This window comes from Chloroflexus sp., from assembly GCF_034432675.1.
Taxonomy (GTDB): Bacteria; Chloroflexota; Chloroflexia; order Chloroflexales; family Chloroflexaceae; genus Chloroflexus.
On the sequence record NZ_DAOUBI010000104.1, the window covers coordinates 1 to 24347 of the forward strand.

21 protein-coding genes are annotated in these 24347 nt (G+C 54.9%); 4 read left to right on the forward strand and 17 right to left on the reverse strand.

Translation table 11 applies throughout. The annotated features are described in order from the left end of the window. Positions 1-157: 157 nt before the first annotated feature. The 8 genes from VAE55_RS07655 to VAE55_RS07690 all read right to left on the reverse strand — a co-directional run bounded on the left by VAE55_RS07655 (position 158) and on the right by VAE55_RS07690 (position 8977). Positions 158-1279, reverse strand: coding sequence for a PP2C family protein-serine/threonine phosphatase (locus tag VAE55_RS07655; RefSeq protein ID WP_322815199.1), 1122 nt, complete (start codon positions 1277-1279; stop codon positions 158-160). Continuing rightward, complete coding sequence (locus VAE55_RS07660; protein WP_322815200.1) at positions 1280-2698, reverse strand: CheR family methyltransferase; 1419 nt, start codon at positions 2696-2698, stop codon at positions 1280-1282. It abuts the gene before it with no gap. Further along, entirely contained in the window at positions 2695-3780 is a 1086-nt protein-coding gene (gene cheB, locus VAE55_RS07665; RefSeq protein ID WP_322815201.1) for a chemotaxis-specific protein-glutamate methyltransferase CheB, read from the reverse strand. The genes VAE55_RS07660 and cheB overlap by 4 nt, the downstream gene beginning before the upstream one ends. Positions 3781-3823: 43 nt before the next feature. After that, on the reverse strand, positions 3824-4183 hold the full coding sequence (locus VAE55_RS07670) for a response regulator (RefSeq protein ID WP_322815202.1): 360 nt from the start codon (positions 4181-4183) through the stop codon (positions 3824-3826). A gap of 2 nt (positions 4184-4185) precedes the next feature. Then, on the reverse strand, positions 4186-6405 hold the full coding sequence (locus VAE55_RS07675) for a hybrid sensor histidine kinase/response regulator (RefSeq protein WP_322815203.1): 2220 nt from the start codon (positions 6403-6405) through the stop codon (positions 4186-4188). A gap of 237 nt (positions 6406-6642) precedes the next feature. After that, complete coding sequence (locus VAE55_RS07680; RefSeq protein ID WP_322815204.1) at positions 6643-8109, reverse strand: methyl-accepting chemotaxis protein; 1467 nt, start codon at positions 8107-8109, stop codon at positions 6643-6645. Further along, positions 8106-8519, reverse strand: coding sequence for a hypothetical protein (locus VAE55_RS07685; protein ID WP_322815205.1), 414 nt, complete (start codon positions 8517-8519; stop codon positions 8106-8108). Before VAE55_RS07685 ends, VAE55_RS07680 begins: the two co-directional genes overlap by 4 nt. After that, positions 8516-8977: a chemotaxis protein CheW gene (locus VAE55_RS07690; protein WP_322815206.1), complete on the reverse strand. Its 462-nt coding sequence runs from the start codon at positions 8975-8977 to the stop codon at positions 8516-8518. The genes VAE55_RS07685 and VAE55_RS07690 overlap by 4 nt, the downstream gene beginning before the upstream one ends. 237 nt (positions 8978-9214) lie before the next feature. On the opposite strand from VAE55_RS07690, the gene rplS reads away from it, so the two are divergent. Further along, positions 9215-9565, forward strand: coding sequence for a 50S ribosomal protein L19 (gene rplS / locus VAE55_RS07695; RefSeq protein WP_322815207.1), 351 nt, complete (start codon positions 9215-9217; stop codon positions 9563-9565). Positions 9566-9991: 426 nt separating this feature from the next. Beyond that, complete coding sequence (locus tag VAE55_RS07700) at positions 9992-11146, forward strand: iron-containing alcohol dehydrogenase (protein ID WP_322815208.1); 1155 nt, start codon at positions 9992-9994, stop codon at positions 11144-11146. 41 nt (positions 11147-11187) lie between these two features. Here VAE55_RS07700 and msrA read toward each other — a convergent pair whose 3' ends face one another. Both msrA and pth read right to left on the reverse strand, forming a co-directional pair. Continuing rightward, complete coding sequence (msrA, locus tag VAE55_RS07705; RefSeq protein WP_322815209.1) at positions 11188-11733, reverse strand: peptide-methionine (S)-S-oxide reductase MsrA; 546 nt, start codon at positions 11731-11733, stop codon at positions 11188-11190. 86 nt (positions 11734-11819) lie between these two features. Then, positions 11820-12386, reverse strand: a complete 567-nt coding sequence (gene pth, locus VAE55_RS07710) for an aminoacyl-tRNA hydrolase (protein ID WP_322815210.1) — start codon at positions 12384-12386, stop codon at positions 11820-11822. A 316-nt stretch (positions 12387-12702) separates the two neighbouring features. Here pth and VAE55_RS07715 point away from each other — a divergent pair, with 316 nt between their 5' ends. Next, the gene (locus tag VAE55_RS07715) at positions 12703-13908 is read left to right on the forward strand and encodes an aminotransferase class V-fold PLP-dependent enzyme (protein WP_322815211.1); all 1206 of its coding nucleotides are present in this window, start codon (positions 12703-12705) and stop codon (positions 13906-13908) included. Beyond that, a complete protein-coding gene (locus VAE55_RS07720; protein ID WP_322815212.1) occupies positions 13905-15518 on the forward strand; it encodes an ABC transporter ATP-binding protein in 1614 nt (537 codons plus the stop codon). The genes VAE55_RS07715 and VAE55_RS07720 overlap by 4 nt, the downstream gene beginning before the upstream one ends. Positions 15519-15534: 16 nt before the next feature. On the opposite strand, the gene VAE55_RS07725 is transcribed toward VAE55_RS07720, so the two are convergent. The 7 genes from VAE55_RS07725 to VAE55_RS07755 all read right to left on the reverse strand — a co-directional run bounded on the left by VAE55_RS07725 (position 15535) and on the right by VAE55_RS07755 (position 23649). Beyond that, positions 15535-15672 carry a hypothetical protein gene (locus VAE55_RS07725; RefSeq protein ID WP_322815213.1) on the reverse strand — a complete coding sequence of 46 codons (138 nt, stop codon included), beginning with the start codon at positions 15670-15672 and terminating at the stop codon, positions 15535-15537. Next, positions 15672-16079, reverse strand: coding sequence for a hypothetical protein (locus VAE55_RS07730; RefSeq protein WP_322815214.1), 408 nt, complete (start codon positions 16077-16079; stop codon positions 15672-15674). The genes VAE55_RS07725 and VAE55_RS07730 overlap by 1 nt, the downstream gene beginning before the upstream one ends. 57 nt (positions 16080-16136) lie before the next feature. Beyond that, positions 16137-16973, reverse strand: coding sequence for a PAS domain-containing protein (locus VAE55_RS07735; protein WP_322815215.1), 837 nt, complete (start codon positions 16971-16973; stop codon positions 16137-16139). Positions 16974-17325: 352 nt separating this feature from the next. Further along, positions 17326-18069 carry an SCO1664 family protein gene (locus VAE55_RS07740; protein ID WP_322815216.1) on the reverse strand — a complete coding sequence of 248 codons (744 nt, stop codon included), beginning with the start codon at positions 18067-18069 and terminating at the stop codon, positions 17326-17328. Positions 18070-18144: 75 nt separating this feature from the next. After that, positions 18145-18672 carry a DUF3090 domain-containing protein gene (locus tag VAE55_RS07745; protein ID WP_012257527.1) on the reverse strand — a complete coding sequence of 176 codons (528 nt, stop codon included), beginning with the start codon at positions 18670-18672 and terminating at the stop codon, positions 18145-18147. 2 nt (positions 18673-18674) lie between these two features. After that, positions 18675-19367 (reverse strand): histidine phosphatase family protein, encoded by a 693-nt coding sequence (locus VAE55_RS07750; protein WP_322815217.1) that lies wholly within the window; start codon positions 19365-19367, stop codon positions 18675-18677. 661 nt (positions 19368-20028) lie between these two features. After that, positions 20029-23649, reverse strand: a complete 3621-nt coding sequence (locus VAE55_RS07755; protein WP_322815218.1) for a histidine kinase N-terminal 7TM domain-containing protein — start codon at positions 23647-23649, stop codon at positions 20029-20031. Positions 23650-24347 lie beyond the last annotated feature (698 nt).

A 24347-nucleotide genomic window follows, 5' to 3' on the forward strand; every position in this document is an offset into this window, starting at 1 on the left:
TGCTTGCTACGATCTTAGAGACGGTCAAGAATGAATGAGATAACTGCTCGTAAATGTTTTTTGAAACAGGTTCTAATATCACAGCTTCTAGCGGTCGTGCTCTGTGTGGATGGATGAAATGGCTTCTAACCCTGATGGATCACCAACATTCACTCGCTCAAACATGCTCGCGATAGTCATCGAGCGTCAGTCGTATTTGTTGCAATAGCTCGCGGGCCAGGCCACGTCCAAACTGAGCCTGGGCCAGTGATTGCAATGGTGATAGGCGTTCACGCCATGCTTCAACTGTAGCCGGCACCCCATCGGCAAAAGCCGTTGCCCAAAGCGAGTGCATAGCCTCGCTCCCAATCACATCAGCAATCACGCTGCGCATTTCGGCTGCCAAATCGAGTAACCGCCGCCGCAGGATCACGAGGGTCACATCATCACTGAGCACACCATTCGTCCAGGTACGAACCTCTTGCACCAATGCCGCAGCTAGCGCACGAGGCTTACGCTGTGGCTGAGCCATTATCAGTTCGACCAGACGCTCGAAACCCAAAATCGCACCATCCGCACGGGTGGCTTCAATCAGACCATCGGTGTACAACAGCAGGCTTTCACCCGGTGCAATGACCGCATTCAATTCGGTATATTCGCTCTCGCTATCAACCCCTAATGGTAAGCCGCTGATCTCTAGCTCCTGGATCGTATCGGTAATCAACAACGGAAAGGTATGACCGGCATTCGCACAACGTACCGCTCCCGTATGCGGTTCGAGGTGCAGATACAGCATCGTGACCATGCCATGCGGAATTTCGCTCAAGATACCACGATTTACGGCAGCTATCGTCGATGCCGGATCGGCATACCGACGGGCTTCGTGGCGAAAGACGGTACGTGCCACGGCCATCCGTAGAGCCGCAGGTAAACCTTTGCCGCTGACATCACCGATCATGATGCCGTGCAGGCCATTAGCCAGAGGGAGAAAATCGTAGAGGTCACCACCTAAATCACGAGCCGGCAATGAGATCGCCGTCACTTCCCAGCCGGGGAGATGAGGCGCCACCTCTAGCAAGAGGCCCTGCTGAATATCACGGGCAAGCTGCAACTCCTGTTCAATCTCGCGGGCACGCTGCTGGGCGGCCTCATCGACTGCCGGTTCACGAAGAACAGGTTCTCCTGGCGAGTGACGTTTTGGCACGACTATTCGTCTGCGCTGGCGATGACTTAACAGACTCGGCCAGACCCGGCGCCGTGGGGGCAATTCCGGCAGCAGACGATCATGACGGACGGGCATTTAACGCTCTCCCTCAAGCCGGCCGATCCAACGCCGGCAACTCTCAATCAGCCATTGTACTGCAACCCCTTCCAGAAGCTGATCAGGTGGTAGATTGTTTAATAAGCGTTCAGCATTTCGATATTCGCGGATCGCCTCGGTGATCTGTCGGTTCTGACGGTAGCACTCGGCCAGATGGAAGGCCACCAATGGATGGTCACGGTTCAAATACCGTGCCCGCTCCAGGTGCCGAATGGCAAGAGGCATTTGTTGTTGTCGCTCATAGATCAAACCCAGCAAGAGATACGCCTCGGTCAGTAGTGGATTCAGCTCCAGCGCACGCCGTGCTTCGGCCAAGGCCAGATCAAGATCGCCGCGATTGGCATGGGCCAGGGCGGCAAGAGCCAACACCATGGGCGCATGCCGACCGGCCAATGGCGCACGGGCGAATAATTCCAGTGCTGTATCGATTTGGCCATTTTCGATCAACTGGCGACCTTCCTGAACGACGGCTTCCTCGGTAAATAATGTCACTTTTCGTTCGAGCGGACGCGGTGCACGAGTACGCAGAGCCGGTGCCGGCAACCGTTGACCGGTAGTCGTCGGCATCCGCCGGGCCGGCAGCGGATCTTTGCGATACAGAAATGCACCATCAACCGCAACCGGTGTCAGGCGGTCGAAAATGTTCCAGAGCGTTTCGGAGAAGCCAAGGCACAGGATACCGCCATCGGCCAGCGTATCGTAGAAGCGGGCCATAAGGCTACGACAGGTTTCAAGCGAAAAGTAGATCGTTACATTTTGACAAAAGAGGATATGCGCGCCATAAGCTGCTGCTGGAAAGGGTTCGAGCAGATTATGTTGGACAAACGTGACCAGTTGACGTACCCGTTCGTGAATCGACAGGCCAGCATCGGTGGTGGTAAAGAAGCGAGCACGTTGGGCCGGGGTCAGGTTGGAGATCGTTCGCCCACGGTAAACCCCCTGCCGCGCCTTTGCCAGTGCCGACGCACTGAGATCGGTTGCCAGAATCGAAACCGGACGCGGGAGCGGATCGCCGAGAGCTTCCAGCGCGGTTATTGCAATCGAATAGGGTTCTTCACCGGTAGCACACCCGGCACTCCAGATTTTGATCGGCATCCCTGGCGGCAGCGTTGCATGCAATGACGGCAACAACGTTTTACGCAATGCATCCATGTGCGGACGATTGCGAAAGAAGATTGTCTCGTGATTAAGGAGCAGCTCAGCCAGTTGTTGTAACTCAGTCCGGTCAGCGTCTAACACCAGATCGGCTAGATAGCGTGCCGGTGTGCGCGCAGCAGCAGCAGCCCGTCGTTCTATCGCACTGCGGAGGGTAACCAGACGCGCATCATCGAGCAAGACGCCACAATAGTGTGCCAGCAAATCGCGCAGCGGAACAAGAGCTTCTGTCGATAGCGTCATGGCATACTCACCGGCCCGGCAAAGCGCTCACTCAATATCACTATCATCTCTTCGGGCGACAAGACCAGCTCAGCAGCACCCAACTCAATCGCCGCACGAGGCATACCAAAAATGGTACAACTGGCTTCATCCTGGGCAATCGTCAACCCACCGGCCCGTCGAATCGTCCGCATGCCAACCGCCCCATCACGCCCCATACCGGTCAATAATACACCTGCTGCACTGGCTCCGTAGAGTTCGGCAACCGCCGTCATCGTAATATCAATCGAAGGACGTTGGAGCAACAACGGTGACATGCTGAGATGAACAGTGCCATCAGGCTTGATGAGGAGATCGGCGCGATCAGGAGCCAGAATAGCATGACCGGGTCGCAGCAGCATTCCCTCGGTAGCCAGTTCCAGCGGAAGTGCGCTTGCGTTGGCCAGCCATTCGGCCATTCCGGCTCCAAATCCCTGCGCAATGTGCTGCACCACGATGACCGCTGCCTTGAAAGTACGTGGCAGACCGGCTAATAACTGACGAACCACTTTCGGCCCACCGGTCGAGGCGCCGATCACCAGTACCGGAAATTGACCAGGGGCAATGCGCGGGGTACGCACATAGTGCGGCGTATCACCGAGCGAGACTCGTTCTATGGATGGCGATCGGCGACGACCGCGCAGATGGGTTACAACCTTGATACGCGCAATAAGCTTCACCCGTCTGATGAGAACCCGTCGTAGATGATCGAGCGAGTCAGGATCGGTCAGACTTGGCTTTTCCATTACCTCAAGAGCACCGGCGGCCAATGCCTCAAACGAGATGTTGGCATCCTGACCACTGACTGCTGCGGATAAAACCAGAATCGGCGTTGGATGGTAGGCCATGATCTGGCGCGTCGTCTCGACCCCATCGAGCACCGGCATACGTACATCGAGCGTGATCACATCAGGCCGCAGTTCTGCAGTAAGAGCGATAGCCGTCTTGCCATCACCGGCCTCACCGACCACACGGATTGTCGGATCACTTTCAAGCATTTGCCGCAACAACCGACGTATCAGCGCCGAGTCATCGACAACGAGGACGCGCAGAGGGTTTGTCATACACCCCTACCCCATCATTGCGCCACTAAGCGAAGGTAACCTGTTATTCCATATCCAGTACTAGTCGCACTCGGTTAGGGAGGTTGAGAAGATCAATGTCTTTGTTTAGGTAATCATCAACCCCGGCTTCAAACGCTGTGCGCTTGTCATCAGATGAGGTTAGCATAATGATACGTAGATCATCGAGCGTCGGATCTTGACGAATACGACGGCACACCTCGTAGCCATCGATACCGGGCATCTGCACATCGAGCACTAGCAGATCAGGAGGTTCGGCAGCAATGGCGGCCAGTGCCTCTTCACCACTATGAGCAAGGCGAACAGTATAGCCATACATCTCGAGTCGCATCTTGACGATGTCGGTAACAAGACGGCTATCATCAACGACCAGAATGGTTGGCATAGCTACTCCTCGTGGCCGAGCAGTTGCTGAATCACGTTCAGCAAACTGTCTTGATTAAACTGACTCTTCACGATGTAGGCCTGTGCTCCCACTTCCAATCCGCGACGACGATGTTCTTCGGAAGCAAGGCTGGTAATTAAAATGACCGGCAGATCAACGAGGGCCAGTTCATTTCGGATGCGAGTCGTGAGGGTAAAGCCATCGACACGAGGCATCTCGATATCGCTTACTACCAGATCGTATGGCGTCGAACGGAGCCTGTCAAGAGCATCTGCCCCATCAATAGCAACCGTAACATCGTAACCAGCCGATTGGAGGATGCTGCGCAATAATTCGCGTGTCGTAAACGAATCATCAACGACCAGCAAACGTACCGTCCGGGTTGGTTCCGCTACCTGCCTGAGCGCAGGAGCGGCAGGCTTTGGCCGATAACCATTACCCTCGACCAGGTAGAGCGGATTGATCAACAACACGAGACGACCATCTCCCGATTGTACCGCGCCACTCAAGGCCGAACGGCGAGCAAACAGAGGGCCGAGTGGCTTAATCACAGCCTCACGCTCATCGATCACATCGTCAACCAACAAGGCAACGCGATGCTGTCGCGTCTTGAGTAATACAGCCGGTACGCGACGGTAACGCGTGAGTGACGACTCCGCGGGAATAGCCAGTAGTTCGGCCAACGAGAGTAGACTGATCGTGCGTTGCTGATGCGCGAATGTCGGCTGACCATCAATGAATTGAATCTGATCGCACTGTACCCATAAGATACTCCGAATAGTCATCGCCGGCAGCGCCAGTTGGTATTGGCCGACCTGCACAACCACAACCCGACTGGTGATTAAAGTGAGCGGGATCGTGAGCGTGATGGTCGTACCCTGGCCGATAGTCGAATCGATGCGCACCTGTCCGCCTAATTCAAGCAGATTGGCACGCACGATGTCCATACCGACTCCGCGCCCGGAAATTTCGGTAACGTTCGTTGCCGTCGAGAAGCCGGGTTGGAAAATGAGATCGAGCGTCTCTTGCGTATCGAGCTGATCGGCTCGACCGGCAGTCAACAGACCGAGTTCTATCGCCCGGGTGCGGATGCGAGCCGGATCTATCCCCCGGCCGTCATCCTGAATTTTGATCCGCACCTCATTGCCGGCGGACTCGGCACTGATCTGAATCAACCCTGTTGGTGGTTTGCCCTGCGCAATTCGTTCATTTGGAGGTTCGAGACCGTGATCAACCGCGTTCCGTATCAGATGAACCAGTGGATCGCTAATCAACTCCAGCACTTTACGATCAAGCTCGGTTGTTTCACCGCGGATCTCCAGCGCTGCCTGTTTACCGGTCGCCGTTGCCAGATCACGCACCAGACGGGGGAGTGAGTTAAAGATGGTAGCAATCGGTAACAGGCGCACCGCCATGACCTCTTGCTCCAAATCTTTGACCAGTAGATGCTGACGCGACAGGTAACGATCAAGGTTCTCCCGCTGGTTTTGGACACGATCAACGAGAATCCCCTGCACATCACGCAAGGCCGACAGACGCGCATCAAGCGTCTGTCGCTGAATTGATGAGAAACGGAGACGGGACAGCTCTTGTTCAAGTGCCAGCAGCGCCCGTTGCTGGCGCGATACTAATGCATATAACTGTTCTAATTCCGTACTAAGTTCGGTGAGCCATTGTTGCCCAATAGTGAGTTCACCGGCCAGATTGAACAGTTGATCAAGGCGATCAATACGCACCCGCACCGTCTGACGTGAGGTACGCAGTGGCGTGTCGGTTGACGAAGATGACTCTGGCGGGGCAAGTTGTGGCGATGGTGGCGACACCGCGGGGGTTGCCGGAGACGTTCCCTGTAGCGCTTGCAAAAAATCAGGTAGCTGGGCGAGAGTTACTGCGGACAACTGAGGAGTCTCAGCGGTAAGGCGGGTAATCAGATCACCACTTTGCAGCAGCAGATCGACCAATGTTCGTTCAGGTACACGCCGGCCTTCTCGCAGATCACCTAAAATATGTTCCAGTGCATGCGCCAATTGAGCAATCGGATCAAAACCCAGCATGCGCGCCGACCCCTTAATCGTATGGACTGCGCGAAAAGCCCGATCCAGAGCTGCCCGCCGCTGATCATCATCAACCTGCGCCTCCAGGTTTAAGAGGGCATCGTTCAACACCCGTACATTTTCGGCTGTCTCATCACGAAACTGATCGTAGAAGCTGGTCAAATCCATATGGTACAACTGTTCTCAACACCGCGCTCACTGAGAGTCTGGGCAATACTGGCCTGTTCAATGACAGCGTAGTTCGCTCCGCAAATATCTCTCCCATCCATATAGATTGCACCCCACCGGAGCAACCCTTCCGCACTTCACCGTTTTGAAGCAAAGGCTTCCAATTCGCTCAAACCAAACTCAACGGCAGCTCTGAATGACAGACGCTGGCTTTTCAAACATAGCACGAGACGGCTGCTAATGTTCAAAAGAAGCCAGTCCATGCAAGCGAGCTGCAATCGCATTCAACTTGGCTGCCGATTCGGCCATATGGCGTGCACTGAGCGCCGATTGGCGGGCCACCTCAGCAATTTCACGCATTGTCTCAACCACCTGCTCGCTGGCGCTTTGCTGCTGCGCGGTTGCCAGACCGATTTCGGCAGCCGCTTGGGCTGTACGTTCGGCAACCATCACGATGTTATCCATCACCTGCCCGGCACGGTGCGCCAGTTCAACACCACGTTCAACCTCTTTACTCCCCTCTTCAGCAGCCAACACCGCAGCGCTGGTAGCCTGGCGGATTTCGGCAATCACCCCCTTGACCTCTTTCGCTGCAGCGAGCGTGCGATTGGCCAGACTTTTCACTTCAGCGGCGACCACTGCAAAGCGACGCCCATACTCACCGGCACCGGCAGCTTCAATGGCTGCATTGAGCGCAAGCAGATGGGTCTCATCAGAAATGTCATCAATCAGGTCAATAATCTCGCCAATCTGTTGCGACCGCTCACCCAAACCGAGCACACGAGTTGAAATATCTTGTACGCGCTGACGAATCCGCTCCATCGCCTGAATACTCTCATCAACCGCAGTTTGACCACTGCTCAGTTGTTCCAGCGTCTGTTGCGCCGCTTCGGATACATGTTCAGCCGCTTGTGCGATTTGACGGGCAGTACTCCCCAACTCTTCAATCGTTGTCGAGACCTCTGAGACAGCACTGGCCTGCTCGCTGGCACCACCGGCCTGCTGTTGCGAATTGGCTTGCAATTCGGCGGCAGCTGCAGCCAGTTCACTCCCCAGCTCGACCTGCTGGATATTCCTTTCCATCAACTGCTCAGTATTTCGTAACAGCTCTTCGGCCCGTGATTGCGACTCAATCAGGGCGCGGCTGAGATCACGACTACTCAGCCAGGCCAGCGTGCTGATCGAGACGACGGCAATCACTAGAAAACCACTATCGATCAAGAGATTTCCGGCATGGAAGGGTTGCAGCCCCCAGAATTGCTCGGCTAGCAACAGCAACAGGTAAGCGACCAGATTGACAAAACTGACCAGAAATGTATCCTGACCACTACCAAGTAGGCCAGCGCTGACGATGGCGACAAACATAACGCTGACCCGTGCGCCATCAATTCCTCCAAACAGGAGCAGAACCAGTATTGATCCAAATGTCATCGCCAGAAACAGCCAGCGTCGCCCAGAGAGCGTTCGTTCTTGCCCAAATGACCAGCTTGCCAGCCCGTAGAGTGACAGTCCTATCAACGCAATCAGGCTGGCGACCACGAACGAAGCCAGCTTTGCATTACCGGTCAGCCAAAAAACCAGACCGATAACCCAGAACAGAAGCTGAACAATCGCACCAGCTACAACCAGCCATTGCAGAAGCAAACGATTTTCACGGAGAGCCGACAGTTCAGAGAACGAAAAAGTGGTAGTTCGCGAATTCATAGCGCAGCCTCAGCATGTTTCAGGCGCAGACCAAGCGCGAGATCGGTAGCCAATCGTCGCAGATCGAGCATTAAAACCGGCTGTTCATCCAGTAACGCTGCACCGGTCACCCATGGCAACTGCAAACACGCAGTCAGAAACGGTGCGAGGGGCGCCACTGATGGTGGTTCAGCAAGGAGATCAACCCGTACCACGAGTAATTCTACAACCCGCCGTCGCAGATGAATAGTGAGCGCGTGTAAGCGTCCAGAAGCTGGAGGATCGGAAGGATCGAGTAAGGGGCCAAGCTGACTCCGCATGATCGGTCGCCCACGATCATCACGGTCAGCAGTCGAGGAAAAACCAACCGCATCAACATCGTTCTGTTGGCAAAGATAGCGACGGGAGATCGTCTCGATGAGCAGGATCACAGCACCTCCTGCACAAGCACAAACAGCGCTGCCGGATCGAGGATAGCGATGGAGAGATCATCACGGTAGCGATAGACGGCCTGTATCGCCCGTTGAGCCGCTCCGACAAGGTTGATTGGGGGTGGTTCGAGCTGACCCGAATCAATCGTAATCAAATCCACAACCGCATCAACCAGAAGCGCAGCATCTATCTGCTCGTGATGAACCCAGATCAGACGAGTTGTCCGATCAGGAGGCGCCGCCGGCAGGCCTAGAAGCAGACGCGCATCGATCACCGGCAGAATCTGACCGCGCTGATTGATTAAACCGGGAATGGTTGGTGGTGCACCCGGAACCGGTGTTGGTGTCCGCCAGCGCATAATCTCCCGCACCGCCGTGCCAACCAGAGCAACATGCTCGGCTGCCAGACGCACATACAGATATACAGAGGTTTGAGGCTGGCCCGATAATGATTGCATAGATCCTGTATCAGCACCAGATGACCGGAATCTCCGGTAATATGTGTGAGCATACGGCAAGCAGACGCATCAGTCAAGCTACTTGCCGGTATACAATGACTGTGATATAATCGCTGGCGGAACAGAGCCGATCTGGCAGGCGGCAAGCCATCCGCCTGCCAAATTTGTGTGTCAGCGCGCTGTGCAGTCCCGCTGCCATGCGGGCGCCTGCCGGCATCATGCGAAAGGAGCGACGCCGTGTCGCAGCAACTGTTAGAAGAGTTGGGCCGGCGCCAGTACCGCACCGATATTCCCGAATTTCGCGTCGGTGACACGGTGCGCGTCGGCGTAAAAGTGGTCGAAGGAAATCGCGAGCGAGTTCAGGATTTTGAGGGAGTGGTCATTCGCCGCCGTGGCGAAGGGATCAACGAGAATTTCACCGTCCGCCGCATTGCGTCGCACGGGATTGGTGTAGAGCGTACCTTCCTGTTGCACGCCCCACGGATCGACTCGATCAAGGTTATTCGTCAGGGTAAAGTGCGACGGGCTAAACTCTACTACCTGCGTGGGCGTACCGGCAAGGCGGCCCGGATCCGCGAGCGCCGTTAGACCACACGGCACTCATCGCCGACACGATAACGAAGAGGCATTGCAATGCAGTGCCTCTTTGGGTTTTTACTACTCCCTATTTGCCCAAAAATACATCAGGCTTTGTTGCACCAAAGGTGATGTTGCTTATACCAAAACCGTGTGCCTCCTCAGATGCGTATCGTACCGCCTGTGTCCAATCTTAGTCAATTAAGGATACTTGTGATACATCGTACCGCTATCGGCTGCTGGCTGCGGAGGCAAATCAGGCTCGATATCGGAAGACAGCTCTGGGTCACAGGCTGGAACCTGCGCTACTCCGTATCGCCGGCCCCCTGTTGTGCAGCCCATGCTGAGACGCATTCATGACAACCATTTCCTGAACCTCTTGCCTCGCGGTCGTATAATGAGCGTAGGGGTCTTTTATGCAGAAAAAAGGGTAAGCCAATGCAAGACTTTTTTGAATTTAGTCTTGGTGCCAGAGTGTTATACCAGATGGGTCTGGCCGGTGAATTAGGGCAGGTCATCAGCAATGCGTTGCCGCAACGGCGCGCTTTTATTGTGGCCGATAAGGGAGTGGTACAGGCCGGCCTGCTCGAACCAATCCGGGCCGGCCTGGCACCTATAGAGCTGGTCGGTATTTTCGACGATGTACCGGCCAATTCGTCGGTGGCAAAAGTCGCAGAAGGCGCTGAACTGGCACGGGCAGCCGGTGCCGACCTGTTGATTGCAGTCGGTGGCGGTAGCCCCATCGATACGGCCAAGGGTATCCGTATCGTCCTTACGCTGGGCGGATCAATCCCTGATTACGAAGGCTACAATGTGATTGAAACTCCGCTCACACCGCTGATAGCCATCCCAACAACCGCCGGTACCGGTAGTGAGGTTACACCAATTGCTGTGATTCTTGATGAAGAAGGTCAACGTAAAATAAGTATTGTGAGCCGTTATGTGACTCCTACCCTGGCCATTCTCGATCCGCTTATGACCCGCACCTTACCGCCACGTCTGACAGCGGCAACAGGCATGGATGCGCTCTCACACGCGATTGAGACGTATGTTTCAACCGAAAACAACCCCCTGAGCGATAGTCTGGCGCTGGCAGCGATTGACATGATTGCCACCTATCTGCGCGATGCAGTCCACGACGGCAAAAATATGGAGGCCCGCAGCCAGTTGTTGATTGCGGCGACGATGGCCGGTATTGCCTGTGGTAATAGCCTGTTTGGGGTTGTGCATGCGCTGTCACACGCACTGGGTGGCAAATTCCCCGTTCATCACGGCACGGCGAACGCGATCTTCTTGCCACCGGGTATGCGTTTCAACAGTGAGGTAGTGCCGGAGCGGTATGTCCGCATCGCCCGGGCAATGGGTGTCAATGTTGGTGGCCGGAGCAATGCCGAGGTGATTGCTGATGGTATTGCGGCGGTGCGTACCCTGACTGCCGACTGCGGATTACCCACTACGCTCCGTGAAGTCGGTGTTCCCCGTGAAGCGCTGCCGGAGCTGGCTGAACTGGCGGCAGTTGAACCGGCCATTTTCAACAATCCCCGTCCGGCAACGCCAGAAGAGTTACTTGCTATGCTCGAAGAGGTGTGGTAATCACCCGGTAGGGGGCGAGCGATAGTGTTCGCCCCCCTCGATCAGCTCTTCTCACGGGCAACCCGATGGGCAAAGAGTTTCTGAAACTTCGCCACTTTCGGGGCCACCACAAACTGACAGTAGGGCTGATAGGGATTGCGGGCAAAATACTCCTGGTGATACTCCTCAGCCGGATAAAAGGTGGTAGCCGGGACGATCTGCGTCACTATCGGATCGCGAAACACCTGTTGTTCGGTCAGCTCACGCACAAGTTGCTCGGCCACCTGACGCTGCTCCTCAGAGTGGTAGAAGATGGCTGAACGGTATTGTGTGCCGACATCAGCTCCCTGTCGGTTCAGCGTCGTCGGATCGTGAATACTGAAGAAAATTTCCAGCAATTCGCGATAGCTGATCTGTTCGGGATCAAACTGGATTTGTACCGCTTCCGCGTGGCCGGTATTGCCATCACACACCCGGCGATACGTCGGGTTGGGCACATGCCCCCCGGTGTATCCCGACACCACGTCTTTCACGCCGCTCACCTGATCGTACACCGCTTCCAGACACCAGAAACATCCACCAGCCAGCGTAGCTGTCTCCAGAGGCATACCGAATCTCCTTGTTCACGTAATCGCTTCCTCTTTGTAGTCTACCGCAGTTTGGCGATGAATGGCAGGCTTTCGCGCAGAGAGTACTAGAGCGGATTGTAGCGGTTCATCGCTGTTGTTAAACCTTCCCGTAAGATCACCTCAACTGCATCGGCAATCCGCCCAAGCAGATCGGGAAGAGCAGCCTCTTCATCTGGCGTGAACCGTCCCAATACATAATCGGCAGCGTCCATCTTGCCAGGGGGTTGACCGATCCCGACCCGTAACCGGGGAAATTCGGTCGTTCCCAATTGGGCGACTATCGACCGCATGCCATTGTGCGTCCCGGCACTGCCACGCTCACGGATGCGAAGTTTAGCGAACGGTAGATCGAGATCATCGTAGATGACCAATAACTCGCGTACCGGATCGATCTTGTACCAGTTACACAGTGTAACCACCGCCTGTCCGCTGAGATTCATGTAAGTTTGTGGTTTTGCCAGCACCACGCGCTGACCGTGAATGTTCCCTTCGGCAAGCTGACTGTTCGCCCGTTGCGGGCGAAAGGTCAGTCCATGCCGTTCGGCTAACATGTCTACACTCCGAAAACCGATATTGTGGCGGGTTCTTGCATAGCGATCCCCCGGATTTCCCAGACCAACAATGAGCCACATATGATCCATCCTGACCGGATACTATTCCTTTGCATCAGATGCGCATGGTAGAAGCGGTTGCGGTATGAGTCAAGGAGATAGGAAGTAGAAGATAGGAGATAGGAAGTAGGAGATTAGGAGTGAGCAGGTGGAGGGAAGGGGGAATAGGGGTGAGGAGAGAGAAAATACGAGAGAAAACAGGAGAGAGCGGGTAGTGGGGTGCAGGTAAAGAAGAGGGGAATTAGGGCGAGGTTGTATGATCAGGGGGTTGATCATCTGCTCACCATTTATCGGCGATAATAGAGGCTGACTCTACAACCACGATCAAGGATCGACCATGACAGCGACAACCTACTCTCTGCCCATACCAGAACTGGCCGAACAATTTCTGCTCCGCCGCGATATGACCTTTCTCAACCACGGCAGCTTCGGTGCCTGTCCGCAGCCGGTCTTTGCCGTCTATCAGCAGTGGCAGCGCACGCTTGAAGCGCAACCGGTTGAGTTTCTCGGGCGACGTTTATCAGATTTGCTGTATCGCGCTCGTTCTGAACTGGCAGCCTTCGTCGGTGCAGCAGCAGAGGATGTGGTCTTTGTCCCAAACGTTACCTACGCGCTCAACATTGTGGCCCGTTCGCTGGATTTGCAACCAGGCGATGAAGTTTTGGGGATCACGCATGAATACGGCGCTATCGAGCGTACCTGGCGCTACGTGTGTCTGCAACGAGGCGCAACTTACAGGAACCAGCCGGTTGAACTGCCGGTAACGACGCCTGATGAGATCATTGATCAGATCTGGCAGGGAGTCACTCCACGCACACGGGTTATGTTGCTCAGCCATATCACCTCACCAACGGCAATCGTGATGCCGGTGGCAGAGGTATGCCGGCGGGCACGGGCAGCAGGGATTCTCACCGTGATAGACGGTGCGCATGCGCCGGGTCAGATCGACCTGAACCTGCACGAGTTAGCCCCCGATTTCTACGCCGGTAACTGTCACAAATGGTTGTGCGCTCCTAAAGGGGCCGGTTTTCTCTACATTCGCTCTGAACATCAGGCCAAACTGGAACCACTGGTGGTAAGTTGGGGATGGCAGCCACCCACCCCACTCCAGGGCAGTTTTCTCGCCTACCCGGAGGGACGGCCACTACAGGCGTATTACGAATGGATGGGCACCGATGACCCTTCGGCATTTCTCACTGTCCCCGCAGCCATCGAATTTCAACGGCGCCACAACTGGAGTGTGATGCGGCTGGCGTGTCACGAACTTTTGCGTACCGCCTCGCAGCACATCCTGGCACTTAGCGATATACCGCCGCTTACCCCTGATGATCCAGGCTGGTGGGTGCAAATGCGGTCACTGCCACTGCCACCGTGCGATCCGATACTGGTTCAGTCCTGCCTCTGGCGCGAGTGGCGAATTGAGGTACCATGTTTCACCTGGGAAGGACGACCGTTGATCCGCGTCTCCATCCAGGTCTACAATACACCGGCAGATGTTGAGCGATTGTTGACCGGCCTGCAAGCTGTACTGAGCACATCATGATAGACATCGACCACGTAAGCTACACCTATCCCGGCGCTACCGAACCGATCTTACGCAACCTGAAGCTTCAGATTGCACCGGGTGAATTCTTGCTGGTTTGTGGCCCCGGTGGGGTTGGCAAAAGTACGCTGCTACGCCTGTTCAACGGCCTGGTGCCCCATTTCTACGGCGGACACTTTCGCGGTCGGGTGCGTGTGTGGGGACGCGACACACTCCAGCATCAACCCCGTGATCTGGCCGACCTGGTTGGATTTGTGGTGCAAGACCCGGAAAGCCAGTTCGTGGTTGAGCGGGTAGAAGACGAGATTGTCTTCGCGATGGAAAATCTGGGTGTACCACCACCAATGATGCGGCGACGAGTCGAGGAGGTACTGGATCAACTGGCGATAGCTCACCTGCGCCACCGTCACGTGGCGACCCTCAGCGGCGGTGAGCAACAGCGAGTGGCGATTGCCGCAGCACTGGCTGCCCAACCGCGAGTGCTGGTGCTCGACGAACCAACCAGTCAGCTTGACCCACATGGCGCGGAAGAGGTCTTAACTGCGCTCCAGAAGCTCAATTCCGACCTAGGCATCACCATCGTGCTGTGTGAACATCGGCTGGAACGTGTCGTGCAGTACGCAGATCGCATCCTCTACCTGTCACCAAACGGTGAGAGCGATCTCGGCCCACCACGCGAGGTGCTGAGTCGAATCGATCTCCGGCCACCACTTCAGCATCTCGGTGCTGTGTTGGGCTGGCAGCCATTGCCACTGACGATCAAAGAAGGGCGAAAGTTCGTACCATCCGACCTACCCGATGTCACCTCGCCTGCATCGTCGTCACCACCAACCACCACCGCACCGATTGCACGGTTGCGCAATGTCACGGTACGCTATGGACAGCACGAAGCACTCTACCGGGTACAGCTTGACCTACCGCGTGGCGCACTCATCGCCCTGATGGGGCGCAACGGCAGTGGTAAGAGTACGCTCCTGAAGACACTGATCGGCCTCGTTCGCCCCAGCGAAGGGCGTGTCGAACTGGAAGGGCGCGACATTGCCCCGCTGGCTGTCGAAGAACTGGCCCGACACGTTGCATATGTACCGCAACAGCCGCGCAGCATCCTCTTCCACGACACGCTTGAGGAAGAGATTGCCTTCAGTTTGCGTGGGCGCAGGCTATCCCCCACCCAATCTGCCATTCATGACATCCTCACGCGCTTCCGTATCAACCACCTGATAGCCCGCTACCCGCGCAGCCTGAGCGGCGGTGAGGCGCAGCGGGCCGCTTTAGCCGCCAGCCTGGCCGGTGATCCGCAGCTTATTTTGCTCGACGAGCCAACCCGCGGCCTCGACTACCACGCCAAGCATGCCCTGATCGACACGCTGCGCAATCTATGCCGTGATGGGCGGACTGTGCTCATGGCCACCCACGATGTCGAACTGGTAGCCGCGTGCGCCGATTGGGTAGTGTTGTTAAGTGAGGGAGAGGTTGTAGTGGAGGGATCGACTGCCGATCTGCTCGGCAACAGTCTCATCTTTTCCTCGCAGATCGCCAAGCTGTTTCCCGGTCAGGGCTGGCTAACCGTACCACAGGCCCTCAGTGGATTAGGATGGCGTTTACCATGACTCCCGCAGGATATGACTACCTGGCAACCAGCAACGCTGAAACACCGTCCTGAAGCGTTGCGAAGGAACGAATGCCATCCCACATCGAGCCGGTGTGGATCATCACTTCAGCCAGATCGGGACGAATCCCGCACAGTACAATCTGCGCTCCCATTAACCGAGCACCCTGGTTAGCTGGTTCAACGTGTAGGTAAGTGTCTGATCGAACACCGTCAGTCCAGTCACATCAATCAGAATCACCCTCGCCTGACGGGCTGCCGTTTCGTTTAGGATCAACTGCACCAGCGTCTGACACCGTTCAGCATCAAACATGCCGATCAAAGGCACCACCAGCGTCGTTGCGCTGAGCGGGATGATCGGCAACGTTAACCGTCGCAATAATTCATCGCGCTGGCGAAGCTCTGCGAGCGATCGTTCCAGTGCTACACTCCGTTCGGACAGGATCGCCTGCGACGCCAGCAGCTCGACCTGTTGCCGCTCAACAATCGTCACATCACGCAACAGCACGACACTCGACCCGCCACGCTCGTCCCGAATTGCTACTTCAGAAAGCAGAAGCACCCGCTCATTTCCCCGCACAAAACGACGATAACCCGGCCTATGATTGGAAACGGTATTCTATTCGACAAAGCCTGCCTCGTGCAGCACCTCTTCCAGACCACGTCCTATCTCCAGCGCCACCAATTGCTGTGCAGCACGATTGGCAAACCGTACCTGACGGTTGGCATCGAGCACCAACACCCCATCAGGCAAATGTTCAACGGCTGCTTGCAGGGCAACCTGTGAAGGCCGAAAAAGACCATACCGGATCGTAACCCAACCAAACGAGAGGTGGATAGGCAGCAGACTGGCATAGGTGAGCGCGGTCAAACCAACTTCTCGAGACACATAGCCGGTCAAAAAGGTAAGCAATGCCCCCGCTGTAAGCCAGATGGTCGGCATCCGCACCGCGGCATGCCGTACCGCGAGCGTCACCAGCATCGTCACCGGTATAACGATACAACCGATGATGTAGAGTGCAAATACCGGCCAAAAAGCCGGCCCACGCACGAATGTCAGAACACCACTCTCCTCGCGAAAGACATCGCGACCCACAAACTCAAGCCGACCGTACCAGTCAATTGCCAGACCAATCGCCATCACCATGTATGGCGAAATCGTAGCCCAGCGGATCACCGGTTGATTATAGCGATGCGGCATAAAGAGAATGAGTATCAACCAGATTAACAGACCGAAGGTTGCTGCTTGCAGCGAGGTCAGCAGCCCGGACAACAACCATATCTCAGTTTGGTTCCGACTGGCAAACCGTACCGCCCCGGCGCAACTTAACAGCAACGAAGCAGTGGTAAAGAGGGTAAAAATGCGATTCGCCGTTGACCGGTAATCTTGCAACAAAACATACACAATGCTGGCGACGAGAATAACAATGGTGAAAATGATGGCGAGGAGTTCCATACGCCTATCCACGTATAAGTATGGCTACCATATATGGTAGAACGAAACCTGGTGCGCTATCTTGAATAGGCAGGATGCTACAACAATATGCCCTACTGAGATCTGAAAATTACGAAATGGATATCGCTGAAAGAAAAGAATTTATCTACACCATTGTCAGTACGGTGGCACGTCGCCCGAACTGCATGATAGCACTCACACTGGGTGATAGCAATGCAAAATGAAGCTGGCGTAGTTAAGAAATGGGAACAAACTCCCCACATCGCGGACAGATTATATCGCCAGCAAGAGCTTCTCCCTCTTTGGGCGATGGAAACCTGTTAACCTGGTATGAACCTTCTGGGAGTATTGCTTACACCGGTGGCCAGGGCACATGTGGGCCGGGGCCGGGGGGCGGATAGCAACCCTGTTCCAGCAAGCGGTTCAATCGCCGCCGTAACGCTCGCACCTCAGCCCGATCAAGTAAGGTATGTAGGGCCTGATTTAACCGCTCATCCTGATCAAGCTGCTGGCGGAAATCGGTAAACGCGGCGATCACCTCATCTGGAAACGGCTCGCCAACAAAATCCCAGAGCACCGTTCGCAGTTTGGGTTCGACATGAAAACAAATCCCATGATCGATTGCCCACAATCGGCCATCACGCCCTTGCAGACAGTGACCACTCTTTCGATCAGCATTGTTGACCAGGCAATCAAACGCACAGAGCAGTCTGATCTCGCGCTCGTACCCACCCTGCTTCAACATTGTAAACAGATGCACCTCTTCATCATTATCGATGAACAACTGCACCATGCCAACCCCATACGGCCCATCGCGCACAACGGTTGGCGGCACCAGATGAAAGCCCAACGCCTCACTCACCAGATATGCAGCGGCCTCACGCCGGTAGAGTGTGCCACGCGGAAAATCCCATAACGGGCGTTCGCCACGCTGGGGCTTATACACTGCCAGCAGATGCAGATCATCGTGAACAATACTGGCCAGCAACGTATAATTGCTGCTGTACGGCATGGCTGCTTCAACGTTCATCATACCCTGTGCCAGCGCCGTAAGGACCTGTGCGACACTCAACTCGCGTGCATGACCGCCTTCCATACCCTGCCTTTCACGATAGCGTATGGGTTTCCTGCTTCCTGGTCGTTCGCGCTACCTTTTCCTGATCAGATGTGATCAGCTATACACCGGGCCATGACCGTTGCGATGCGGGCAGAAATGACCACTGGGGTCAATCGGGCGACCGCAATTCCCACAGATTGGACGACCGGCTGCCACCACTTGTTCAGCGTGAATACTCAGCGCCTTCATCTGTTCGCGGGTCGCCGAAAAACGTGCCGATAGCGGCTCTTCATCGTTGCCTTCCGGCATACCCTGCGCCAGTAACACAATCCGATCACGCTCACTATCGTAGCCCAGCCCCATCTGATAAATGCGGAACTCCGGTTCGAGCGGCTCCTCAAGGCTCATGTCGGTCACCAGCAAATCATCAGAGGTTGCCAGCCGGGGGTTCCGCTCGCCGATCACTTCAAGCAGGCGATTAATCGCATTTGCCAGCTCGCGGATCTGCTCCTTTTCTGCCAGGAGGGTGACCAAACGATTACCCCGCCGGGCCTGCAAATAAAACACGCGCCGACCCCGTGGGCCAACAGCCCCGGCAGTAATGCGATGCACCGATTCCAGATCAAAGGTAAACTCTGCCATATCTACGTTGCCTCCGTTGATGACGGGGACGCTGTCGCCGGCGGGTCCGGCGGCGCAGACGGTTTGGGGCGCAGATGATCAAGCGACCCGGTCTCATTGTAGGCCAGTAAACGAGGACCCATCGGCTCAAATGCGATTGCACTCAACGAGCAAGGATTTATGACCAGACGCTGAAACAGATCAATGTGGACACCAATATAATACGCCAGTGCCAGCCGGATCAAGTCGGCGTGTGAAACCACGGCAATCAGCTCACCCTGATGACGGGCACGCAACTGATCAATAGCGCTAACTATGCGCATTTGCGCCTCACCCAATGTCTCGCCACGCGGAAAGCGGGTGCCACTCGGATAGTGCTGTACTCCCGGCCAAAGCTCGTGCTTGTACAGCTCCTTTAACTCAGCGCCTTCCCAGTCGCCGTAACGCACCTCGCCAATCTGCTCCACGATCCGCAATGGTAGACCACGTGGCTCAGCAATTGCCCGGGCGGTTTCTATACACCGATCCAGCGGACTGGTGTAAAGTGCGGTGATTGGTAAATCCCCCAATCGTTCACTCAGCGCTGCCGCCTGTCGGCGTCCCTCTTCACTGAGATGCACCCCCGGTAGCCAGCCAGCTAACCGGCCATGCACCCAGTCATTCATCCCGTGGCGGATCAAGAGAACTGTGGTTACGCGACGTTCTTCGTTTGGCACAACGACACCTGCCATCTATGCTGGATCACATCGGGCGTACAATTGTTCTTCGCTCTTCCGGGCAAACCGATTGCACGTTCATCAGTACATTCACTATCCCATGATACCACGGTTACGCCGATGTCACGGTAGAGCGTTGAGCTGGCTCACGACGAAACCAAATGTGGGGGTAAAATAGATTGTTATTTTTTACCATTTAAAAATGTACTTTATACGTTAATGTTTATAATTTATAAAGCTGATGAAAATTTCGGATAATCAATCCTCAGCGGTGTTGCCCAGAACTACAACGCCACCCTCAACAACCGGTTTTCAATCGTTTTCGAGGTGAATGTGGGTGTTGGCTCCGACTGAGGCACTACCTCCCACGGCTTCGTCAATAAGGTAACGTTGCAGTGGAACAACGATGAGGTGCATGCCAATATTGAGGTTGACATTCGGGGTGAACCGTATTTGCCGCTTTCCTGGTATAGCAATATGAATCTCATGCACTGTCCGTAGGGGCGGGTTCTCAACCCGCCCCGCCCCTACGGTATCCACCCTGCGTACCATGCAGATGATCCCCACGGATTGTCATGGTTCGCCGCATATCCGGGATAGGCAGTAATGCACGTATTCTCAAGATTTGATAGTATGATTATCCTCATGCCAGCAACCAATCTTACCCTTCTTTCTCCATCTCATACCCCACCACCCACATCCGGTTCTTCCCGGCCCGCTTGGCCGCCAGCTCGGCATTGTCGGCAGCCAGCAACAGCGCCACGGGTGTCTGAGCGTCGTCCGGGAAAGCTGCCACGCCGAGACTGAGGGTATAGCCGGGCACCGGCAGTCCATTCAGCGGTTCAGGACACGACATTTCAGCCTTACGTCGTATCTGCTCGGCCACAGCTATCGCCGTCTGCTTGTCGGTATTGGTCAGGATAATCGCAAACTCCTCACCACCGTAGCGGGCGACAAAGTCTACTTCACGTACCGATTGCGCCAGCAACTGTGCCACTGCCCGCAATCTATCATCACCGGCCAGATGACCATACCTATCGTTGTAGTGTTTGAATGAATCGATATCAACCATAATCAGCGCCAGTGGATAACCGTAGTGACGCGCCCGCACAAACTCACGTTCAAGCGCCCGATCAAAAGCACGCCGATTGGCAATCCCGGTCAGACTATCGGTAACCGCCAGCGCTTCTACTTCGGCGTACAGCCGTGCATTTTCCAGTGCGGTCGTCGCCTGCGTCGCCAGACTCTGGCCCAGTTGGAGTTCGGCAGTAGTGAAATCGGGATCACCGCGTGTCCGCCCAACCACAACCAGACCATACACCGATGTTTTCTGACCGGTTGCCAGCGGCAAGATCAACAGCTTCGGGCAATTTAATTGGCCGAGAAACGTACTATCGACATCCTGGTCGGTATTGATGAAAACCGGCTCAGCACTCGTCAATACCTGTTGCAAGATCGGCACTTCGCGCAGCAGGTACACCCTCCCTGTCTCAATATCGTCCATGGTCGTCGCCACTGTACAGGCAAACGCCAGCACAATCTGCTCCTGCGGGGTATCCCAACGAAGGATGATACAGCACGCTGCCTGAAATGCTTCTACCAGATGATGTACGATTGCATCCAGGATAGTCGCTTCGTCGAGACCAGCACTAAAATCACGAGTTGCGGCATACAGGATACGTTGTTCTTCGGTACGACGTTGGGCTTCGCCGTAGAGACGGGCATTCTCGATGGCCAGCGCAGCGTGTCCGGCAAAGGCAGCCAGGTAATCGGCATGCTCTGGCCGGTAAAAATTCGGTTCAGTTTTGTCTAGCGAGAAAAATGCAATTACCCGACCGTGAATGATGATCGGTGCACCGGCCCACGAACGAACATGGGCAGCCGCTTCGATATCAACCCAATCAGGATCCTGCGCAGTGTCTGGAATGATAAAAGGCCGACCGGTTGTCAGCATCCGCTGCAAATTGGGCGTGCTGGCAACCTCGAACACCACCGCCGCCGCCGCACGGGCAACCTCTTCACCAAAGCGTTCATATCCCCGCAGATGAGTAAGCCTGGCCCGCCGCGCATACTGTTCGTCATACTCAACGATCATCACATTCGCCGAATCATACGGTACCACTAGTTTTATCTCGTCGAGCAACCTGTCCAGAATCGTATTAACATCAAGGCTTTCGCTCAGTGCCAACCCGGCCTGGCGTAGCGCTTCGGCCAACCGCCGCTGTTCCCGCTCGGCGGACAGCAAATGAATTTTCACAATTGCCAACGAAAGCTGGGCCGCAACCTGCTCGCCAAGCGTGATCTCCTCGTCGGTGAACTGATGTCGTTGATTAAAACCTACCAACGCTGCACCGAGCTTCTGCTGATCAACCATCAGCGGCAAGGCAAGTATCGAGCGCGCCGGAAAGAGGGACGCAATCCGCCGACTCTGGTATGGGGTGTTAAAGACATCCTCAATCGCCAGGACCCGTCTCTCCAGCAATACACTCGCAGTCAGTGTTGTTTCACCAGGCTCAACCCTCACTTTCACATACCTCTCGTGTAATTCTCCATTCGCTGCAACTGGCACCGGACGTTGCAAATGTTCATCCCACAACGTGAGATACGCACCATCCGCTTCAAACAGTTCGCCCAGTCGGTTTGCCAGCAGCCGCAACATCTCGTGCAGATTATCGATCCCAAGCGCTGTACGGGTTATCTCATTCAGTAACGCCATCTGACGAGCGTGGCGACGGGCACCTATCAGAAGACGTTTATTCTCCAGCATCGCGGCGGCAACATACGCCAGCGTCTGACCGGCATTGATCTCATCTTCTGAAAATGGCTTGACAACATTCCGGTAAACCACAAACGCACCACTCAGGCCATCCGGCATAAACAGCGGAAAGACTGCATAGGAGTGAAATCCTTCCCGCACCACTGCCTCGCGGAGTGATGCTAAGCCGGGATGCGTTTGGGCATCGGTAATAACAGTGGGTTGGGGACTCTGAAGCAGTTTTGCCCCAGGGACATTATGAAAAAACCGGTTAATTGTGGCAACATACTCCGCTGAAAGCCCACTCGCATATGGGCAACTCAGACTGTCGGTTGCTCGGTCATAGAGGTATATCGCTGCCCTATCCGCAGCCAGCACCTTTTGCGCCGTAACCATCAATATGTTGTAAAAAGCAGCGGTTTCGGTTGCAGCCAGCAACTCACCGATTGACTGCACCAGATGGCGTTGTCGTTCTACCCGCCGCCGCTCGGTAGTCAGCAAGACGTGCTCACGAGTCGTCTCACGCCAGACCAGAATGTAACTCACCGGCACATGCTGCCGCTCGCGAACCATCGCGACGCTGAGCTGAAAGACGCGCTGATTGGCTTCAGTGCCGATCACAACCTCATAGGAACCCTCTGCCGGTTCTTTGTCTGGAATGAATTGATGTATCTGCACCAGTTTGTTGAGCGGATAACCAATAATCTGTTCATCAATCTGCAGGAGACGTTGTGCGGCAGGATTAAACTCAACGACACGGTACAAATGATCGAGCACCATGACCGCATCTTGCAGATGGGTAACGATGGTGCAGGCAGTAATGGGCGTGATGTTAAACAACCCAAACCGAAAGAATCCTATCACCAGCAAGAGACCCGAACCGGCGAAAATAAGCGGCGTTGGATCAACCCAACCCAGCGGTAATGCACCTGACAAATAGACAGCATTGCCCAATAGCGGCACCAGCGAACTCCCCACCATCATCAACGCCTGATAGCGATACAGACGCGCTACCTGCATCACAAACACGATGTAGAGTACAATGCCACCAATGATCAGACTGTAGGCAATCGTGGTATGAAACCAAAACCCAACCCCACGCCCAATAACCAACAATTCTGGATGTCCCATCGGATCAAGACTCACACCACGCCAGATCAGGCCGTGCCATTCATTCGTAAACACCAGCAAACAGGTCACAATCGCCGGCACAAACAAGAGCCGTCGTCGCCATGGCGTCAGCCAGTCATTACGTCCGGTGTACTGCAAAGCAAAGATCAGCCACAATGGTGGGATGGTGGTAATGGCCAGATATTGCAGTTTGGCAAAGATCACCTTCGCCACCAACGAAGGTGCCTGTAACTCAGCCGCATACAACAGTGACCACCCACTCATTGCCGTCAACAGCAATGCTAACGTAAGCGCACCAGGCCGGGTGAGATGACGAAAGGCGTAATACGCAATACTCCCCGTTAGCCCAGTACTGCCCCAGAGCAGCAAAACGGCAACCCGTACTTCGATACTCATAAGTGATTATCCTGACATCATCACCTGTATCAGGAACATTGAACAGCTATTGGAGGCAGACCACTTTTTGCCCCAGCATCGCTATGCTTCTTCTTCTAATTATTGCACAGCACGAGTTCCATGGATAATCAATCATTAGCGATTATATCAGCCGTCCATGACCATTCCAGCACATTGTTATGTTATTTGTTGGAAAAAAGTGTTTGACCTCAGTCTCCTGCACGATTGCGCTTATATATGCCCGTCATCAATCCAACGCCCACCATATGGCGAGAGCGGGCTGGTCGGGTGAAGCCAGGGCCAGCCACGATGCTGATACGATACATGCTTCACAGCGAGTGCGGGTGACATACACCAAATCCATTAGTCACTTCCGCACACGACCCCTACTGTGATCTCTTTAAGTCGGTACCCTGCCTTTAACAACATCAAACGATCAGATGGTTATCTTTTTACTACTGCATAACTTTTCAACAATGAAATAAACAACTTCTTCTGGTAGCCGTTTCGTATAACATAATGATCACCTCGAAGACTATCGTTCTTTTGCTCAGTGCGCATAACGGTAGAACTTATTTCATAAAACGCTGTACTGTCGCTCTAACAACCATCTCCGGTGCCACCATGCGCTGGATTAGTTACCTTGCCCGCTCATTATGCGCGTGTCGCGACGTTTGGAGTGCGACAGCCATGCTGCC

Bases quoted from the DNA above. Each gene is read 5' to 3' on its own strand.
- pth (WP_322815210.1), bottom strand. From the start codon at position 12,386: ATGTGGCTCATTGTTGGTCTGGGAAATCCGGGGGATCGCTATGCAAGA.
- VAE55_RS07725 (WP_322815213.1), bottom strand. From the start codon at position 15,672: ATGGGAGCGCAGATTGTACTGTGCGGGATTCGTCCCGATCTGGCTGAA.
- VAE55_RS07680 (WP_322815204.1), bottom strand. From the start codon at position 8,109: ATGAATTCGCGAACTACCACTTTTTCGTTCTCTGAACTGTCGGCTCTC.
- VAE55_RS07690 (WP_322815206.1), bottom strand. From the start codon at position 8,977: ATGCAATCATTATCGGGCCAGCCTCAAACCTCTGTATATCTGTATGTG.
- VAE55_RS07660 (WP_322815200.1), bottom strand. From the start codon at position 2,698: ATGACGCTATCGACAGAAGCTCTTGTTCCGCTGCGCGATTTGCTGGCA.
- cheB (WP_322815201.1), bottom strand. From the start codon at position 3,780: ATGACAAACCCTCTGCGCGTCCTCGTTGTCGATGACTCGGCGCTGATA.
- VAE55_RS07715 (WP_322815211.1), top strand. From the start codon at position 12,703: ATGACAGCGACAACCTACTCTCTGCCCATACCAGAACTGGCCGAACAA.
- VAE55_RS07735 (WP_322815215.1), bottom strand. From the start codon at position 16,973: ATGGAACTCCTCGCCATCATTTTCACCATTGTTATTCTCGTCGCCAGC.
- VAE55_RS07675 (WP_322815203.1), bottom strand. From the start codon at position 6,405: ATGGATTTGACCAGCTTCTACGATCAGTTTCGTGATGAGACAGCCGAA.
- VAE55_RS07700 (WP_322815208.1), top strand. From the start codon at position 9,992: ATGCAAGACTTTTTTGAATTTAGTCTTGGTGCCAGAGTGTTATACCAG.
- VAE55_RS07740 (WP_322815216.1), bottom strand. From the start codon at position 18,069: ATGGAAGGCGGTCATGCACGCGAGTTGAGTGTCGCACAGGTCCTTACG.
- VAE55_RS07720 (WP_322815212.1), top strand. From the start codon at position 13,905: ATGATAGACATCGACCACGTAAGCTACACCTATCCCGGCGCTACCGAA.
- VAE55_RS07670 (WP_322815202.1), bottom strand. From the start codon at position 4,183: ATGCCAACCATTCTGGTCGTTGATGATAGCCGTCTTGTTACCGACATC.
- VAE55_RS07755 (WP_322815218.1), bottom strand. From the start codon at position 23,649: ATGAGTATCGAAGTACGGGTTGCCGTTTTGCTGCTCTGGGGCAGTACT.
- VAE55_RS07745 (WP_012257527.1), bottom strand. From the start codon at position 18,672: ATGGCAGAGTTTACCTTTGATCTGGAATCGGTGCATCGCATTACTGCC.
- msrA (WP_322815209.1), bottom strand. From the start codon at position 11,733: ATGCCTCTGGAGACAGCTACGCTGGCTGGTGGATGTTTCTGGTGTCTG.
- VAE55_RS07655 (WP_322815199.1), bottom strand. From the start codon at position 1,279: ATGCCCGTCCGTCATGATCGTCTGCTGCCGGAATTGCCCCCACGGCGC.